This window comes from Streptomyces sp. NPDC048392 (assembly GCF_043200575.1).
Lineage (GTDB): Bacteria > Actinomycetota > Actinomycetes > Streptomycetales > Streptomycetaceae > Streptomyces.
Genome location: NZ_JBICYB010000012.1, coordinates 108,103 through 124,162 on the forward strand (window position 1 = coordinate 108,103; position 16,060 = coordinate 124,162).

Below are 16,060 nucleotides of genomic sequence, written 5' to 3' on the forward strand. Positions count from 1 at the left end.
AACCGGCCCGTCCATCGGGCTGCATCGCGGACCGCTTGCGGAGTACCCTTCCTTGATCGTTGGGACGGGGTGTCCCCGGCAGTGACCGGGGGAGCGGAAGGCGGTACTCGGGTGGGCTCGGGAGGGCTGGAGCTGCCTCCTGGTGACGACGGTCACCAGGGGAACTCCGCGGACGTCCCGCCCGGTGCGGTGTCCCTGGCGCGGCCGATGAACGCGGGCGCGATCGGTCCGGAGCTGGACTGGGACGCCGGGGCCTGGCACGAGGTGCGCACGCGCGCGCAGCGGGCGGGCCGGGCCTACATCTGGCTGAACCTCGTCGAACAGCGGCTGCGTGCCGTCGTGGCGGCTGTGCTCAGACCGGTCTACGAGCCCGTCCACGGCGACGACTGGGTGGTCGCCGCCGCCGGACCCGCCGGTCAGGAGTGGGTGCAGCGCGCCGTCGCGGTCCGCGAGGTCAGCCGCCGCAAGGGCTACCTGCTCGACCCGGCCGACGACAACGTCCTCAGCTTCCTCACCCTGCCGCAGCTGCGCGAGCTGATGGTGCAGCACTGGCCCTGCTTCGAGCCCTACGTGGACGAGCGACGCGACGTCGAACTGGCCCTGGACGAGCTGGAGGTCACCCGCAACGTCGTCTCCCGCAACCGGGCCCTGTCCGAGGCGGTCCTCAGCCAGGCCGAACGGGCGTCGGCGCGACTGCTGGAGGTCCTCGGCACGGGCGGCGACGTGCCGTCCGCCCGCCGGCTGCCGGTCGACGCGGTGGAGGACCTGGTCGGCGACCGCTACGCCGACGTGGTCGCCGTGCACTCGGACCGGGTGCGGCTGCTGCGCCAGTTCCCTGCCGAGGACCTGTTCGGCAGCGCCCGCCGGGTGGACGCCCTCGGTATCGGCCTCAACCTGCTCGTGCAGAACTTCTCCGGCCGCCGCCTGCTGCGGATGGCCGAGGCGGGCGGCCGGGTCCGGCTGCTCTTCCTGAACCCGGCGTCCAGCGCGATCAAGCGCCGGGAGCGTGAACTGGGCATCAAGCGGGGCGAGCTGAGCCGCGCGGTGGAGATGAACATCCTGCACATGCGCCGGGTGCGCGCCCGGCTGCGGGACCCGGGCGCCTTCGAGATCCAGGTTTTCGACGAGACGCCCCGCTTCACGGCCTACCTCGTCGACGGGGACGGCGCCGACGGCATCGCGGTCGTGCAGTCCTACCTACGCCGCACGCGCGGGATGGAGGCCCCGGTCCTCGTCCTGCGCAACGGGCGCAACGGCGGCAAGGTCGTGAAATCGGGCCAGCTCGAAGAAGGCGGACTTTTCCCCACCTACCGTGAGGAGTTCGAGCTGATGTGGGCGGATTCGCGGCCGGTGTCGTGAACGCCGGCCCGGCTTCCACCCGGGCCGGGCCCGGGCCCAAGCGGAATGCGATCCTCTGATTGTCAGTGGCCCGTGGGAGGGTGGAGACCACTGGGGGAACGCACCACCAAGAAGGGGGACCGCCCATGGGCTGGCACCGGGAGCTGCTGATCGGCTTCGACCTGGAGACGACGGGCACCGATCCGCGCGAGGCGCGCATCGTCACGGGGGCCGTGATCGAGGTCGTGGGCGGGGAGCCGCGAGGACGCCGGGAGTGGCTGGCCGACCCGGGCGTGGAGATCCCGGCGGACGCGGTCGCGGTGCACGGCATCAGCAACGAACGCGCGGCCGGTGAAGGCCGCCCCGCCGACCAGGTCGTGGACGCCATCGCCGGTGTCCTCGCGGACCACTGGAAGGCGGGCGTCCCGGTCGTCGCGTACAACGCGGCCTTCGACCTCACCCTGCTCTCCGCCGAACTGCGGCGCCATTCACTGCCGTCCCTGCGCGAGCGCCTGGGCAGCCTGGACCCCGCCCCGGTCATCGACCCGTACACCATCGACCGTTCCGTCGACCGGTACCGCCGGGGCAAACGCAATCTGGAGGCGGTCTGCAGGGAGTACGGTGTCCCGCTCGACGCCGCTCACGACGCCACGGCCGACGCCCTCGCCGCGGCCCGGCTGGCCTGCGCGATAGCCGGCCGCCACCCCAAGGTCGCGGCCCTCGGCGCGGCGGACCTGCACCGCCGCCAGATCGAGTGGTGCGCCGAGTGGGCGGCGGACTTCCAGAGCTTCCTGCGCCGCAAGGGCGACGCCGCGGCCGTCGTCGACGGGACCTGGCCGGTGCGCGAGTTGGCCGAGGACCCGGCCGACGAGCGGGTCTGACCCTCCGGGCGGGGACGCGCGGTCAGAAGGGGTACCACCGCACCGTGGGGTCGCCGTCCCGCAACGAGGCCACCCTGCGCTCGAACTCGGCCAGCGCCTTCGGGTTGCTCGGCGCGTGCTGGGCCACCCACGCGCAGCTGGCGGTCTCCCGGGCACCGCGCAGCACGGCGCAGCCGTCCCACTCGCGCACGTCCCAGCCGTAGGCCGCGGTGAAGGCGTCGTAGGCCTCGGCGGGCAGCCCGTAGCGGTCCCGGCTCAGCGCCAGCACCACGAGGTCGTGCTCGCGCAGGTCGGCGGAGAAGGTCTCCAGGTCGATCAGGACCGGGCCGTCGGGACCGACGTGCACGTTGCGGGGCAGCGCGTCCCCGTGGACGGGACCCGGCGGCAGGTGCGGGGCGAGCGCGGCGGCGGCCGACGCGAAGCCGTCCCGGCGCTCGCGCAGATACGCGGCGTCCGCGGGGTCGATCACGTCGCCCGCGAGCCGCAGCCAGCGTTCCACACCACCCAGCAGTTCGCGGGGCGGCAGCTCGAAGGAGGAGGGGAGGGGCAGTGCGTGGACGAGCCGCAGCAGCGCGGCCATGTCCCGGGGCTCGGTGGGCCGCACCGGGTCGGGCAGCCGCCGCCACACGGTCACCGGGTGCCCGTCGACGAACCGCGCCGTCGGATCCGCCGCCCGCACCGCCGGTACCCCGGCCTCCTCCAGCCACAGCGCGACGGCCAGTTCCCGGCGTGCCCGCTCCAGCAGTTCGGCGTCGCGGCCCACCTTGACCGCCAGGTCGCCGGCGGCGAACACCGCGTTCTCGCCGAGGGCCAGCAGCCGCGCCTCCCGGGCCGGGCCGGCCAGTACGCCCGCCGCGGCCAGCACCTCCCGCGCCCGTGCCTCGTCCATCGTCCCGCGCCTCCGTGTCCGTACCGGCTTCCGCCATCCGTCGGTCAGTGTCGCACTGGCACAGGTGGGAGCGTGTCGCGGGCCCTTTACGGGACCCGGTAACTTCACGAGCGGGGCCAGGCCCGCACGGGCCGTGCCAAGGGGTCGACCACGTGACACCGGTGACGGAGTCGAGGAGACCGGCTGGCCGTGCGCCCGGCACCGGCCGTCCACGGACCGGGCCGGACCACGGCGCCCGGTTCCCGCTGGTCGACGACCCGGAGGTGGCCCGGCGTCCGAAGGAGATCCGAGGGCGGACGGCCCGCGAGGGCGGCACCCGGCGTGCCGCCGACCTCATCGGGGCGGCGCCGGCCGCCGCCCGGGCCCGACCGCACCCGGTGCCGGACGACGCACCGGGCACGGGAGGCCGAAGAGCCCGTCCGTTCCCCCGGACTACGCTGTTGGTTGATTCGGGCCGACGGGCCCTTCGGCGGCGTTGGCCGGTCAGACCCCGACCCGCTCACCCCGCCCCCCGCGCTCGCCCCCGCCGCCGCGGACCGCCGGCGCGATCGCCTCGGGCGCCTCGTCGTGGGTGAGGTCGGGCAGCCGGCGCAGCCACTTCGGCAGGTACCAGTTGCGCTCGCCGAGCAGGGACATCACGGCCGGCAGCAGGACACCACGGATGATCGTCGCGTCGATCAGCACCGCCGCCGCAAGGCCCACGCCCATCTGCTTCATCGACTGCATGGACAGCGTGCCGAAGATGGCGAACACCGCGACCATGATGACCGCGGCGCTGGTGACGACCCCCGCCGTGGTGACCACGCCGTGCTGGATCGCGTCCCGGGTGGAGCGCCCGCGCAGCCGTGCCTCGCGGATCCGGGAGACCACGAACACGTGGTAGTCCATCGACAGGCCGAACAGGATCACGAAGAGGAACAGCGGCAGCCACGTGATGATGGCGCCGACGCCCTCCGCACCCACCAGCGAGGCGCCCCAGCCGTGCTGGAAGACGGCGACCAGGATGCCGTACGCCGCGCCCACCGACAGCAGGTTGAGCACGATCGAGGTGATCGCGATTGTCAGCGAGCGGAAGGACAGCAGCATCAGCAGGAAGGCGAAGACCACGACGAACGCGAAGACCGGCAGGACCGACCCGACGAGCTGGTCGTTGAAGTCCTTGCTGCCGGCCACCTGACCGGTGATCGGGGCCTCGACACCGTCGACCCCGCCCAGCGTCGCCGGACGTACCTCGTCACGCAGCTTGTCCAGGCTCTCGCCCGCCTTGTCCTGGTCCGAGCCGCCGACCAGCGGGACGTACACCAGGGCCACGTTCTGCTCGTCGTGCATCGTGATGTCCACCGGCCCGCGCGAGGCACCCGAACTGATCGCCCGCTCGCGGAAGCCGGCGAGCGCGGCCCGCACCTCGGGCGCGTTGATGTCGTCGGCCTTCACGACCACCTCGGCCGGGTCCGAACCGCCCGGGAAAGCCTCGTTGACCCGGTTGTACGTCTGCACGATGGGCAGCGAGTCGCCGAACTCCTGGTCCAGCGTGAGGTTCTGCGTCTTCATGCCGAGGGCGGGCGCGGCTACGGCGAGCAGCGCGCCGACGGCGACCACGGCGGCGAGCAGCGGCCTGGCCAGTACGCGCTTCAGCACGGCCGTCCAGAACCGGCTGCCCTCCCCGGCGTCGCCGCCCGGGCGGCGACGGCGCAGGAACGGCACACGGCCCTTCTCGACCCGCTCGCCCAGCAGGGACAGCAGCGCCGGCAGCACCGTCACGGAACCGGCCATGGCGACCGCGACCACCATCAGCGAGGCCAGGCCCATCGCCTCGAACTCCGCGATACCGGTGAAGAGCATGCCCGCCATCGCCAGGCACACCGTGACACCGGAGACGACGATCGCCCGGCCACTGGTGGCGGCGGCGATCCTGAGCGCCGTCCGCGCGTCCCGGCCGGCGGCGCGCTCCTCGCGCTCACGGCGCAGATAGAACAGGCAGTAGTCGACGCCGACGGCCAGACCGACGAGGAGCATCACGGAGTTGGCGGTCTCGCTCATCGGCTGGAGGTGGCTGACCAGGCCCATCAGGCCCATCGTCGCGATGATCGCGGTGATCGCCAGTGCCACCGGGACCAGCGCCGCCACCAGCGCGCCGAAGGCGACGAGCAGGATGCCCAGCGCCACCGGCACCGCCGAGTACTCGGCCTTCTTGAAGTCGTCGCCGAACGCGTCGTCGAACGTCTTCATCATGCTGGCGCCGCCGATCTCCTCGATCCGCAGCGACCCGTGCTCCCGCTGCACGCCCTCGACGGCCTTCAGTACCGGCTCGACCCGCTCGCCCGCGGTGTCCGCCTCGCCGCGCATGTCGAACTGCACCAGCGCGCTGCGGCCGTCCTTCGAGATCGTCCCCGCGTCGTAGGGCGAGGTCACGCCCGTGACCTTCCCGGTCCCCTCCACCGCGGTGACGACCGCGTCGACCGCGGCCCGGAACTCGGCGTCCGTGGCCCTGACACCGTCGTCCTTCGCCTGGACCAGAACGGACTCACCGGCCGGCTCGTCGATCCCGGCGTCCTCCACGATCCTGGCGGCGGTGTGCGTCTCGCCGCCCATCTGGTCGCTGTCCTTGACGTCGACCCGGCCGGCCGCCGAACCGAGCCCCGTCGCCAGGACGACGAACAGCACCCAGATCCCGACGGCGGCCCACCGGTGCCGGGCACTCCAGCCGCCGGCCCGGGCGGCTATGCCCCGCACCCTTCCGTCTCCGTTCCGCATGACGGGCCTGCCCCCTCGTGAGCGGTGCCGGCCCCCTGCCGCCACCTTGCGTTACGAAGGTATGGCCCGCGTAAGGCCGTCGCGTCGTGCTCTCCGGTGACCCGCGACGGCGCCGGACTCATCCCTCCGTACCGCCGCCCTCACCGCTGAGGAGGACCCTGGCCCCTTACATCTACCGGGGATGCCGGGGGTGACGGCTCAGGGCGCGAGGGCGCACCGGGGCCGACCGGGGGGCACCGGGCCCTTTCGAAACGGCGGTGATTGAGACACAGGCGCGCGTAGTGGTTGAACCCGCACACCACATCGGCGAGAGTGGCGCGCACGTCCGCCCAGCGCGGATCCGGCCGTCGTGCCCGCCCCCACGGGGCACGGCGGCCGTCTCGTGCCCCGGAACAACCGGGCCGGTGCCCCGGGCGCCGCACGCCGTGGCGTCAGGCCCCGACCGCGACCGCCGCCGGTGTCCGCGCCGCCTCGTACCGCTTCAGCAGGACGCGTGCCACCTCCGGTGCGGGGCCCAGGACGTCCGCCAGCACGTCGGCCCCGGCCGCGCCCCGCGCGATGCGGTCCGGCAGGAAGCCGGGTGCCAGGACGTACGGGGCCACGGCGACGCGCGCACAGCCCAGGTCGCGGAGCCGCCGCACGGCGTCCTCGGTGCGCGGAAGGGATGCGGAGGCGAACGCAGGCCGCACGGCGCACCAACCGGTGTGCCGCCACTCCCGCGCGATTTCAGCGATCACTGCGATCGCCTCCGGGTCGGAGGACCCCGCCGAGGCCAGCACGACCCCGGTCGAGGACTTGTCGGCGGGTGTCAGACCCGCCTCGTACAGGCGCCGCTCCAGCGCCGCCAGCAGCAGCGGCGAGGGACCGAGCACATCGGCCTGCCGGACGCGCAGGCGCGGCGGCGCGGCCGCCAGGACCGCCGGGATGTCCGCCTTGGCGTGGAAGGCGCGGGTCAGCAGCAGCGGGAGCGCCACCACGTCCCGAACGCCCTCGGTCTCCAGAGACTCCAGCACCCCCTGTACGGAGGGGATGTTGAAGTCCAGGAAGCCGGTCTCCACCCGTACGTCCGGGCGCAGCGCCCGCACCCGGCGGACCAGGGCGTGCACGGTCGCGGCGTGCCGCGGGTCGCGGCTGCCGTGGGCGATGACGAGGAGTACCGGTGTGGACATCCCGTACCTCAGCCCTTCACCAGCAGACCGCGGCTGCGCAGCACCCACCGCTCCAGCGGACTGAAGATGAGCAGGTCGATGGCGATGCCGACGAGCAGGATCAGCAGGATGGCCTCGAACACCATGGCCATGTCGCTGGCGTTGCGGCCGTTCTCCAGCAACTGGCCGAGGCCCACCCCGAGGTCGGGGAAGGAGGCGATGATCTCGGCGGCCATCAGCGAGCGCCAGGAGAACGCCCAGCCCTGCTTGAGTCCCGCCACATAGCCGGGCAGCGCGGCCGGCAGCACGATGTGCCAGGTGCCCTTCAGCCCCGTCGCGCCCAGGGTGCGGCCCGCGCGCAGGAAGACCGGGGACACCTGGTCGACGCCGGACACCAGGCCGTTGGCGATGGAGGGCACCGCGCCGAGCAGGATGACGGCGTACATCATCGAGTTGTTCAGGCCCAGCCAGATCACGGCCGGCGGCACCCAGGCCACCGACGGCAGCGACTGGAGGCCGGACAGGATCGGGCCGATGGCCGCGCGCACGAACTTCACCCGCGCCACCACGAGCCCCAGCGGGGTGCCGATCAGCAGGGCGAAGCAGAAGCCGAGCAGGCCGCGCGAGACGCTGGTCCAGATGTAGCCGAGCAGCTCGCCCCGCAGCCACGCCTGACGGACCACGTCCCACACGTCGGCCGGGGCGGGCAGCCTGGTCGGGTCGTCCACGATCCCGAAGGAGACGAGGGCCTGCCACACCGCCAGCACCAGCAGGACCGCGACGGCGGGCGGCAGGAACTTCTCGACGAGGGTCTGCCGCAGCGGCGTGCGGCCCCGCTGCACCGACTCCAGTGCGTCAAGGCCCGCCTCCAGACCGGCGAGATCGCCGCCGTCCTTCGCGCCCGCGCCCCCGGCGGGACGCGTCGTGTCAGTGCTGGCCATGTCGGCGGATCTCCCCACGCAGTTCTTCGGTGATCTCGACGGACAGCTCCGCCACGGCGGTGTCCTCGATACGGCGCGGCTGCGGGATGCCGACCGTCCACTGGCGCGCCACGCGTCCGGGACGGGAGGACAGCAGCACCACGCGCTCGGCCAGCCGCACGGCTTCGCGCACGTTGTGCGTCACGAACAGGACGGACAGCTTCGTCTCGCGCCAGATCCGGGTCAGCTCGTCGTGCAGCACGTCCCGGGTGATGGCGTCCAGCGCCGCGAACGGCTCGTCCATCAGCAGCAGCCTGCTCTCCTGCGCGAGGGCACGCGCCATCGCCACGCGCTGGCGCATACCGCCCGACAGCTCGTGCACCCGCTTGCCGTACGCGCCCTTCAGCCGGACGAGTTCCAGCAGTTCCTCCGCCTTGTCCCGGCGCTCGGCCTTGGGCACGCCCCGCAGTCTGAGGGCGAGTTCGATGTTCTTGCCGGCGGTCAGCCACGGGAACAGGGCGTGCTCCTGGAACATCAGGGCCGGCCGCCCGTCCGTGGTGATGGCGCCGGCGCTGGGGCTGTCCAGGCCCGCCACCAGGTTGAGCAGCGTGGACTTGCCGCAGCCGGAGGCCCCCAGGAGGGTGACGAACTCGCCGGGCGCCACATCGAGGGTGATGTCGTCCAGCACGAGCTGCTGCCCGAAGGGGCCCGCGAAGGACTTCGAGACGTGCTCGATCCGGGCGGCGTGCGTGGCCGGCTCGGTGCCGTCGGCGGCCTTGGCGAGGGTCGTGGTCGTGGCCATGGTCGTCACCTCCTGGGGGACGGTCGGGGTCCGGGCTTACTGAACGCCGAGTCCGGCGTCGTCGACCGCGGGCTCGCCCTTGGCCTTGAGGACCTTGTTGAGCAGGGTGAGGTCGTAGATGCCGGTCAGGTCGGGCTGCTCCAGCAGGCCCGCCCGCACGGCGTGCTCCGCCTGGGCGCCGAGGGTGGCGGCCAGCGGGTCGTCGGTCGGTTCGATCGACTCCCACGCCGGGTCCAGGACGTCGGCCGGCAGCGCCTTGCCGGTGTCCTTCTCCAGCTGCCTGTTGGCCGCTGCCTTCGCCTCGTCAGGGTGGGCCCCGATCCACTCGTTGGTGTCGACCGAGGCGTGGAGCACCGCCTCCACCGCCTTCGGGTGCTCCTTGAGGAACTCCTGCGACACGACGATGTTCGTGATCACGAACCTCTCGTCCGGCCACAGCGTCGACTCGTCGAGGAGCACCCTGCCGCCTTCGGCGACCAGCCGGGAGGCGGTCGGCTCGGGCACCCAGGCGCCGTCCAGGGAACCGGCCTTGTAGGCGCCCGGGATGACCTTGTTGTCGCTGCGTACGACCGTGACGTCGCCCTTGCCGCTCTGCGCGTCGACCTTCCAGCCCTGCTCGGCGGCCCAGTTGAGGAACGCCACGTCCTGTGTGTTGCCCAGCTGCGGAGTGGCGATGCGCTTGCCCTTGACGTCCTTCAGGGACTCGATCCGGTCCGGGTTCACCACGAGCTTCACTCCGCCGGAGGCCGAACCGCCGATGATCCGGAGGTTCTCGCCGTCCGACTTGGCGTAGCCGTTGATCGCCGGGGAGGGTCCGATCCAGGCGATGTCGATGGAGCCGGAGTTCAGCGCCTCGATCTCGGAGGGGCCCGCGTTGAAGGCCGCGTACTTGGCCTCGGTGCCGCCCAGCGCCTTCTGGAAGAAGCCCTTCTGGTTGCCGACCAGCGCCGTGGCATGGGTGACGTTGCCCAAGTAGCCGATCCGCAGGGACTCGAGACCGTCGGTCTTCTCGGCGCCCTCCGCCACCTTGACGGTGTCGTCGTCCCTCGCCTGGGAGCCGTACCCGCAGGCGGCCAGGGTCAGGAGCGGAAGGGCGGTCAGGACCGCCAGCGTACGGCGCAGGGCGGTGGTGGCAGGCACGGGAGGTGTTCCTCTCGTTGGTCCGGCTCGCACGCCTTTCGGTGGGTCCGAGAGGTCAGGTCGTGGCCGGGGGGTCGGCAGGTCTTCGGCTGTGCGGGTGCGGGGCGTGGGCGCGCGAGCGGTGCGCGTACGTCAGCGCGCACATCGCGCCACTCCGCCCTGTCCTCCCCCGAACTCCGTACGGGGGGACCCCCTGCCGAGGGCACCGCTGCCGGCGCGTCCGCCCTTCTTGGCGAACGCGGCGCAGAAGTCGGGGGAGTCCATGTTCAGAAGTCCCACGCGTCGTCGTCGGCGGCGTTCTTGACCGGCTCCGGCGCGGCGAAGGACTCGCCGACCATCCCGGCCGTGAGCGTGGTGCCGTCGCTCGGGTCGATCAGGATGAACGAACCCGTGCGGCGCGAGTCGGCGTAGGAGTCGGCGGGCAGCGGCTCGGCGGTGCGGATCTTCACGCGGCCGATGTCGTTGGCGACGAGCCGGCCGGGGTGCGGGTGCAGGGACAGGTCGTCCAGCGTGAGCCGGGCCGGGATGTCCTTGACGATCGCCTTGACCGTGCGGGTGCCGTGCTTGAGCAGTACCCGGTGGCCCACCGTGAGTGGCGCGTCGGCGACATGGCAGACGGTGGCCTCGACGTCCTGGCTGGTGGCCGGCGCGTCCTTGCCGGGCACGATCAGGTCGCCGCGGGAGACGTCGATGTCGTCCTCCAGCAGCAGCGTCACCGACTGCGGCGTCCAGGCGGCCTCGACCGGCTCGCCGAGCAGGTCGATGCCGGACACCTTCGACGTGCGGCCCGAGGGCAGCACGGTGACCTCGTCGCCGACGCGGAACGTCCCGGCGGCGATCTGCCCCGCGTATCCGCGGTAGTCGGGGTGTTCGGCGGTGCGCGGGCGGATCACGTACTGCACGGGCAGCCGGGCGTGGCAGTGCGCCAGGTCGTGGCTGACCGGGACGGTCTCCAGGTGCTCCAGCACGGTCGGGCCGCCGTACCAGTCCATGACCGCCGACGCCTCGACCACGTTGTCCCCGGCGAGCGCCGAGATCGGGATCGCGGTGACCTCCGGGACGCCCAGCTCGGTGGCGTACGCCGTGAACTCCTCGGCGATGGACGCGAACACGGGCTCCCTGTAGTCGACCAGGTCCATCTTGTTGACGGCGAGCACGACGTGCGGTACCCGCAGCAGGGCGGCGATCGCGGCGTGCCGGCGGGTCTGCTCGACGACGCCGTTGCGGGCGTCGACCAGGATCACCGTCAGCTCGGCCGTGGAGGCGCCGGTGACCATGTTCCGCGTGTACTGCACGTGGCCCGGCGTGTCCGCCAGGATGAACCGGCGGCGCGGGGTGGCGAAGTAGCGGTAGGCCACGTCGATGGTGATGCCCTGCTCGCGCTCGGCCCGCAGGCCGTCGGTGAGCAGCGCGAGGTCCGGGGCCTCCTGGCCGCGGCTCGCGGAGACCCGCTCGACGGCCTCCAACTGGTCGGTGAGGACCGACTTGGAGTCGTGCAGGAGGCGGCCGACCAGAGTGGACTTGCCGTCGTCGACCGAGCCGGCGGTGGCGAACCGCAGCAGGGTCGTCTCCGACAACTGCCAGACCGACAACGGTTCGACGGGCTCGACGGGCTGGACGGGCTCGACGGGCTCGGTGGGCTGGACGGGCTCGGTGGGCTCGATGGGTTCGGTGGTGCTGGTCATGGTTAGAAGTACCCCTCGCGCTTGCGGTCTTCCATCGCGGCCTCGGACATCTTGTCGTCGGCACGCGTCGCGCCGCGCTCGGTGAGGCGGGAGACGGCGATCTCGGCGATGACCTTCTCGATGCTGTCCGCGTCCGAGTCGACGGCACCGGTGCAGGACATGTCGCCGACGGTGCGGTAGCGGACCCGCCGCTTCTCCACCGTCTCGCCGTTCTTCGGACCGCCCCATCCACCGGCGGTCAGCCACATGCCGCCGCGCCCGAAGACCTCGCGCTCGTGGGCGTAGTAGATCGCCGGCAGCTCGATGCCCTCGCGGGCGATGTACTGCCACACGTCCAGCTCGGTCCAGTTGGAGAGCGGGAAGACGCGGACGTGCTCGCCGGGGGCGTGCCGGCCGTTGTAGAGGTTCCACAGCTCGGGTCGCTGGCGGCGCGGGTCCCACTGGGAGAACTCGTCCCGCAGCGAGAACACCCGCTCCTTGGCGCGGGCCTTCTCCTCGTCCCTGCGCCCGCCGCCGAAGACGGCGTCGAACTTCTCCGCCTGGATCCTCTCGGTCAGCGGCAGCGTCTGCAGCGGGTTGCGGGTGCCGTCCGCCCGCTCCTTGAGCACACCCCGGTCGATGTAGTCCTGCACGGAGGCGACGTGCAGGCGCAGCCCGTGCCGCTCGACCGTGCGGTCGCGGTAGTCGAGGACCTCGGGGAAGTTGTGCCCGGTGTCCACGTGCAGCAGGGAGAACGGCACGGCCGCCGGGGCGAACGCCTTCAGCGCCAGATGCAGCATCAGGATCGAGTCCTTGCCGCCGGAGAAGAGGATCACCGGCCGCTCGAACTCGCCCGCCACCTCGCGGAAGATGTGCACCGCCTCGGACTCGAGGGCGTCGAGGTGGGAGAGGGCGTACGGGCTGCCCGTACCCTCCTCCGCCGCGGCCGCGGACGTCACGGACGTCGTCATGCCAGTCCCCTTTCGGTGAGCAGGGCGTGGACCGCCGCGGCGGACTCCTGGACGGTCTGGTCCTGCGACTCGATGCGCAGGTCGGGCTTGACGGGCTCCTCGTACGGGTCGTCCACCCCGGTGAGCCCCGTCAGCTCACCCGCGGCCTGCTTGGCGTACAGACCCTTCACGTCGCGCGCCGAGCACACCTCGACGGGGGTGGCCACGTGCACCTCCACGTACGCCGTGCCGTTCGCCTCGTGGCGCTCGCGCACCGCGTCCCGGCTGTCCGCGTACGGGGCGATCACCGGGACCAGCGCCGTGACGCCGTTGCGGGCGAGCAGCTCGGCGACGAAGCCGATGCGCTGCACGTTGGTGTGCCGGTCCGCGCGGTCGAAGCCGAGGCCGGCCGAGAGGAACTCGCGGATCTCGTCGCCGTCGAGCAGCTCGACGCGCCTGCCCTCCCCGCGGAGGCGGTCGGCCAGCTCGCGGGCGATGGTGGTCTTGCCGGCGCTGGGCAGCCCCGTGAGCCAGACGGTGGCTCCGGTCGTCACGTGGTTCTCCCTGGATCTCGATGGTCCGGTGGTGGTCATGTCAGCCGTGCAGTCCGCACTCGGTCTTGGAGCGGCCCGCCCAGCGTCCGGCGCGGGCGTCCTCGCCCTCCAGCACCCGACGGGTGCAGGGCGCGCAGCCCACGGAGGCGTAGCCGTCCATCAGCAGCGGGTTGGTGAGAACGCCGTGCTCGGTGACGTACGTGTGCACGTCTTCCTGTGACCACTTGGCGATGGGGGAGACCTTCACCTTGCCCCGCTTCTCGTCCCAGCCGACGACCGGTGTGTTCGCCCGGGTCTCCGACTCGTCGCGGCGCAGCCCGGTCGCCCAGGCCCGGTAGCCCTTCAGCCCCTCCTCCAGCGGCTTCACCTTGCGCAGCGCGCAGCACAGGTCCGGGTCGCGGTCGTGCAGCCTCGGGCCGTACTCGGCGTCCTGCTCGGCGACCGTCCGGCGTGGGGTGAGCGTGATGACGTTCACGTCCATGACGGCCTCGACCGCGTCCCGGGTGCCGATCGTCTCCGGGAAGTGGTAGCCGGTGTCGAGGAACACCACGTCCACGCCCGGCAGGGCGCGGGAGGCGAGGTGGGCGACGACCGCGTCCTCCATGGAGGAGGTCACGCAGAAGCGGCCGCCGAAGGTGTCGGCCGCCCACTGGAGGATCTCCAGCGCGGAGGCGTCCTCCAGCTCACGGCCTGCCCGCTCGGCGAGCGCCTTGAGGTCCTCGGTCGTACGCTCTTCCCGAACCGCGGTCATATCGGTTCTCCTCCCGTGGAGTCGGGCTGAAGGCCCCGGGCGAGCAGTCCGAGGAACTTCAGCTGGAATGCGCGGTTGCACGCCCCGCATTCCCAGGCACCGTGGCCCTGCTCACCCGGACGCAGGTCCTCGTCGCCGCAGTAGGGGCAGTAGAAGGGGGCGGCGCGCTCGCTCACGACAGAGCCTCCTCCGAGGCGCGGGCCGCCCAGGCGGCGAAGCGTTCGCCGTCCTCGCGCTCGGCCTGGAAGCGCCTGAGGACGCGCTCCACGTAGTCAGGCAGCTCCTGGGCGGTGACCTTGAGACCGCGCACCTTGCGGCCGAAGGCGGGCTCCAGGCCGAGGGCGCCGCCCAGGTGCACCTGGTACCCCTCGACCTGCTCACCCCGCCCGTCGAGCATCAGCTGGCCCTTGAGGCCGATGTCCGCGGTCTGGATGCGGGCGCAGGCGTTCGGGCAGCCGTTGAGGTTGATGCTGAGCGGCTCGTCGAAGTCCGGGAGGCGGCGCTCCAGCTCGTCGATGAGCGAGGCGCCGCGCGCCTTGGTCTCCACGATGGCGAGCTTGCAGAACTCGATGCCGGTGCAGGCCATGGTGCCGCGCCGGAAGGTGGAGGGGCGGGCGGTGAGGTCGAGCGCCTCCAGGGACTCCACCAGGGACTCCACCCGCGCCTCCTTGACGTCGAGGACGATCATCTTCTGCTCGACCGTGGTGCGGACCCGGCCCGAGCCGTGCGCCTCGGCCAGGTCGGCGACCTTGGTCAGGATCGTGCCGTCGACGCGGCCCACGCGCGGCGCGAAGCCGACGTAGTAGCGGCCGTCCCGCTGCCGGTGCACACCGATGTGGTCGCGCCAGCGGCTGGTGGGTTCCGCGGGCGCCGGCCCGTCGGTCAGCTTCCGCTTCAGGTACTCGTCCTCCAGCACCTGGCGGAACTTCTCCCATCCCCAGTCGGCGACCAGGAACTTCAGGCGGGCGCGGTTGCGCAGCCGCCGGTAGCCGTAGTCGCGGAAGATGGAGATGACGCCCTCGTAGACGTCCGGTACGTCCTCGATGGGCACCCACGCGCCCAGGCGTACCCCCAGCTTGGGGTTGGTGGACAGGCCGCCGCCGACCCACAGGTCGAAGCCCGGTCCGTGCTCGGGGTGCTCGACGCCGACGAAGGCCACGTCGTTGATCTCGTGCACCACGTCGAGCACCGGCGACCCGGAGATCGCCGTCTTGAACTTGCGGGGGAGGTTCGAGTACGCCGGGTTGTTCAGAACCCGGCGCTTCATCTCCTCCAGCGCCGGTGTGCCGTCGATGATCTCGTCCTCGGCGATGCCCGCCACCGGGGAGCCGATCATCACGCGGGGTGTGTCGCCGCAGGCGGTCACCGTGGACAGGCCGACGCCCTCCAGGCGGTTCCAGATTTCCGGGACGTCCTCGATCCGGATCCAGTGGTACTGCACGTTCTGCCGGTCGGTGATGTCGGCCGTGCCGCGCGCGAACTCCTGCGAGATCTCACCGATGACGCGCAGCTGAGCCGTGGTCAGCGCGCCGCCGTCGATGCGGACACGGAGCATGAAGTAGCGGTCGTCCAGCTCCTCCGGCTCCAGTACGGCCGTCTTGCCACCGTCGATGCCCTGGCGGCGCTGGGTGTACAGACCCCACCAGCGCATGCGGCCGCGCAGGTCGCCGGGATCGATCGAGTCGAAGCCGCGCTTGGAGTAGATCGTCTCAATACGTGTCCGTACGTTGAGACCGTCGTCGTCCTTCTTGGTCTGCTCGTTCCCGTTCAGCGGGGTGAAGTGGCCGGCCGCCCACTGGCCCTCGCCGCGGTGACGGCTCACCTTGCGGCGGGGGGTCGCGGCAGCGGGCTCGGGTGGGGTGGCGGTCATGGTGTGACACGTCCTTCGGGGCGGCATCGGTCGGGGTCGGCGCGCGGCCCGTCGGTGAGGGACGGCGGCCGGGTGGCGGGCGGGCGGCTCTGACCTGCGCACATGGCGCTCGGCATACGTGAGGCACGCGTGCGCGTCGTTGCGCGGGGAGCGAGGTGAAGGCGGGGAACCGGAGGTGCTGGAGGGCGCTCTCAGCGGCCCGGACAGATGGCGCTGGACATGCGGCCGAGGTCGACGTGCCGCCGACTCACCAAGGCAATTCCAGTTCCAGGCATGACGGAAGCCTGGCACGGCGATCTGTGACAGGTCCAGCTTAATCCAAAATGTGGACACCCTTGTCTCGTAGAGTGAGACAAGGGTGTCGTGGGTCACACGCATCGCACACGGCCGAAAACTGAC

At 72.1% G+C, this 16,060-nt stretch carries 15 protein-coding genes; 2 read left to right on the forward strand and 13 right to left on the reverse strand.

The genetic code is table 11. The features are described from left to right. Positions 1-111: 111 nt before the first annotated feature. Both ACGFYH_RS18350 and ACGFYH_RS18355 read left to right on the forward strand, forming a co-directional pair. Positions 112-1,359 carry an SAV2148 family HEPN domain-containing protein gene (locus tag ACGFYH_RS18350; protein WP_393804160.1) on the forward strand — a complete coding sequence of 416 codons (1,248 nt, stop codon included), beginning with the start codon at positions 112-114 and terminating at the stop codon, positions 1,357-1,359. A 125-nt stretch (positions 1,360-1,484) separates the two neighbouring features. Beyond that, positions 1,485-2,219: a 3'-5' exonuclease gene (locus ACGFYH_RS18355; protein WP_393804161.1), complete on the forward strand. Its 735-nt coding sequence runs from the start codon at positions 1,485-1,487 to the stop codon at positions 2,217-2,219. A gap of 22 nt (positions 2,220-2,241) precedes the next feature. Here ACGFYH_RS18355 and ACGFYH_RS18360 read toward each other — a convergent pair whose 3' ends face one another. The 13 genes from ACGFYH_RS18360 to ACGFYH_RS18420 all read right to left on the reverse strand — a co-directional run bounded on the left by ACGFYH_RS18360 (position 2,242) and on the right by ACGFYH_RS18420 (position 15,936). Further along, complete coding sequence (locus ACGFYH_RS18360) at positions 2,242-3,108, reverse strand: phosphotransferase enzyme family protein (RefSeq protein WP_393804162.1); 867 nt, start codon at positions 3,106-3,108, stop codon at positions 2,242-2,244. A 483-nt stretch (positions 3,109-3,591) separates the two neighbouring features. Further along, the gene (locus tag ACGFYH_RS18365) at positions 3,592-5,862 is read right to left on the reverse strand and encodes an MMPL family transporter (RefSeq protein WP_393804163.1); all 2,271 of its coding nucleotides are present in this window, start codon (positions 5,860-5,862) and stop codon (positions 3,592-3,594) included. Between the two features lie 431 nt (positions 5,863-6,293). Next, the gene (locus tag ACGFYH_RS18370; protein ID WP_393804164.1) at positions 6,294-7,031 is read right to left on the reverse strand and encodes a sirohydrochlorin chelatase; all 738 of its coding nucleotides are present in this window, start codon (positions 7,029-7,031) and stop codon (positions 6,294-6,296) included. 8 nt (positions 7,032-7,039) lie between these two features. Beyond that, a complete protein-coding gene (locus ACGFYH_RS18375) occupies positions 7,040-7,951 on the reverse strand; it encodes an ABC transporter permease (protein WP_393804165.1) in 912 nt (303 codons plus the stop codon). Beyond that, positions 7,938-8,732, reverse strand: coding sequence for an ABC transporter ATP-binding protein (locus ACGFYH_RS18380; protein ID WP_393804166.1), 795 nt, complete (start codon positions 8,730-8,732; stop codon positions 7,938-7,940). The genes ACGFYH_RS18375 and ACGFYH_RS18380 overlap by 14 nt, the downstream gene beginning before the upstream one ends. Positions 8,733-8,768: 36 nt before the next feature. After that, complete coding sequence (locus ACGFYH_RS18385; RefSeq protein WP_393804167.1) at positions 8,769-9,872, reverse strand: aliphatic sulfonate ABC transporter substrate-binding protein; 1,104 nt, start codon at positions 9,870-9,872, stop codon at positions 8,769-8,771. A gap of 266 nt (positions 9,873-10,138) precedes the next feature. Continuing rightward, the gene (locus ACGFYH_RS18390) at positions 10,139-11,557 is read right to left on the reverse strand and encodes a sulfate adenylyltransferase subunit 1 (RefSeq protein WP_393804168.1); all 1,419 of its coding nucleotides are present in this window, start codon (positions 11,555-11,557) and stop codon (positions 10,139-10,141) included. A gap of 2 nt (positions 11,558-11,559) precedes the next feature. Continuing rightward, positions 11,560-12,507: a sulfate adenylyltransferase subunit CysD gene (cysD, locus tag ACGFYH_RS18395; protein ID WP_393804169.1), complete on the reverse strand. Its 948-nt coding sequence runs from the start codon at positions 12,505-12,507 to the stop codon at positions 11,560-11,562. After that, positions 12,504-13,079 carry an adenylyl-sulfate kinase gene (gene cysC / locus ACGFYH_RS18400; RefSeq protein ID WP_393804170.1) on the reverse strand — a complete coding sequence of 192 codons (576 nt, stop codon included), beginning with the start codon at positions 13,077-13,079 and terminating at the stop codon, positions 12,504-12,506. Before cysC ends, cysD begins: the two co-directional genes overlap by 4 nt. Before the next feature lies 1 nt (position 13,080). Beyond that, positions 13,081-13,791, reverse strand: a complete 711-nt coding sequence (locus tag ACGFYH_RS18405) for a phosphoadenylyl-sulfate reductase (protein WP_393804171.1) — start codon at positions 13,789-13,791, stop codon at positions 13,081-13,083. After that, positions 13,788-13,967 carry a hypothetical protein gene (locus ACGFYH_RS18410; protein ID WP_369180374.1) on the reverse strand — a complete coding sequence of 60 codons (180 nt, stop codon included), beginning with the start codon at positions 13,965-13,967 and terminating at the stop codon, positions 13,788-13,790. The genes ACGFYH_RS18405 and ACGFYH_RS18410 overlap by 4 nt, the downstream gene beginning before the upstream one ends. After that, entirely contained in the window at positions 13,964-15,661 is a 1,698-nt protein-coding gene (gene sirA / locus ACGFYH_RS18415; RefSeq protein ID WP_393804172.1) for a sulfite reductase SirA, read from the reverse strand. Before sirA ends, ACGFYH_RS18410 begins: the two co-directional genes overlap by 4 nt. 191 nt (positions 15,662-15,852) lie before the next feature. After that, complete coding sequence (locus ACGFYH_RS18420; RefSeq protein ID WP_309475039.1) at positions 15,853-15,936, reverse strand: putative leader peptide; 84 nt, start codon at positions 15,934-15,936, stop codon at positions 15,853-15,855. Positions 15,937-16,060: the final 124 nt, after the last annotated feature.

Coding starts and splice junctions, on each gene's coding strand:
- sirA (WP_393804172.1), bottom strand. CDS start 15,661: ATGACCGCCACCCCACCCGAGCCCGCTGCCGCGACCCCCCGCCGCAAG.
- ACGFYH_RS18380 (WP_393804166.1), bottom strand. CDS start 8,732: ATGGCCACGACCACGACCCTCGCCAAGGCCGCCGACGGCACCGAGCCG.
- ACGFYH_RS18420 (WP_309475039.1), bottom strand. CDS start 15,936: ATGCCTGGAACTGGAATTGCCTTGGTGAGTCGGCGGCACGTCGACCTC.
- ACGFYH_RS18360 (WP_393804162.1), bottom strand. CDS start 3,108: ATGGACGAGGCACGGGCGCGGGAGGTGCTGGCCGCGGCGGGCGTACTG.
- cysC (WP_393804170.1), bottom strand. CDS start 13,079: ATGACCACCACCGGACCATCGAGATCCAGGGAGAACCACGTGACGACC.
- ACGFYH_RS18375 (WP_393804165.1), bottom strand. CDS start 7,951: ATGGCCAGCACTGACACGACGCGTCCCGCCGGGGGCGCGGGCGCGAAG.
- ACGFYH_RS18405 (WP_393804171.1), bottom strand. CDS start 13,791: ATGACCGCGGTTCGGGAAGAGCGTACGACCGAGGACCTCAAGGCGCTC.
- ACGFYH_RS18355 (WP_393804161.1), top strand. CDS start 1,485: ATGGGCTGGCACCGGGAGCTGCTGATCGGCTTCGACCTGGAGACGACG.
- cysD (WP_393804169.1), bottom strand. CDS start 12,507: ATGACGACGTCCGTGACGTCCGCGGCCGCGGCGGAGGAGGGTACGGGC.
- ACGFYH_RS18370 (WP_393804164.1), bottom strand. CDS start 7,031: ATGTCCACACCGGTACTCCTCGTCATCGCCCACGGCAGCCGCGACCCG.
- ACGFYH_RS18390 (WP_393804168.1), bottom strand. CDS start 11,557: ATGACCAGCACCACCGAACCCATCGAGCCCACCGAGCCCGTCCAGCCC.
- ACGFYH_RS18365 (WP_393804163.1), bottom strand. CDS start 5,862: ATGCGGAACGGAGACGGAAGGGTGCGGGGCATAGCCGCCCGGGCCGGC.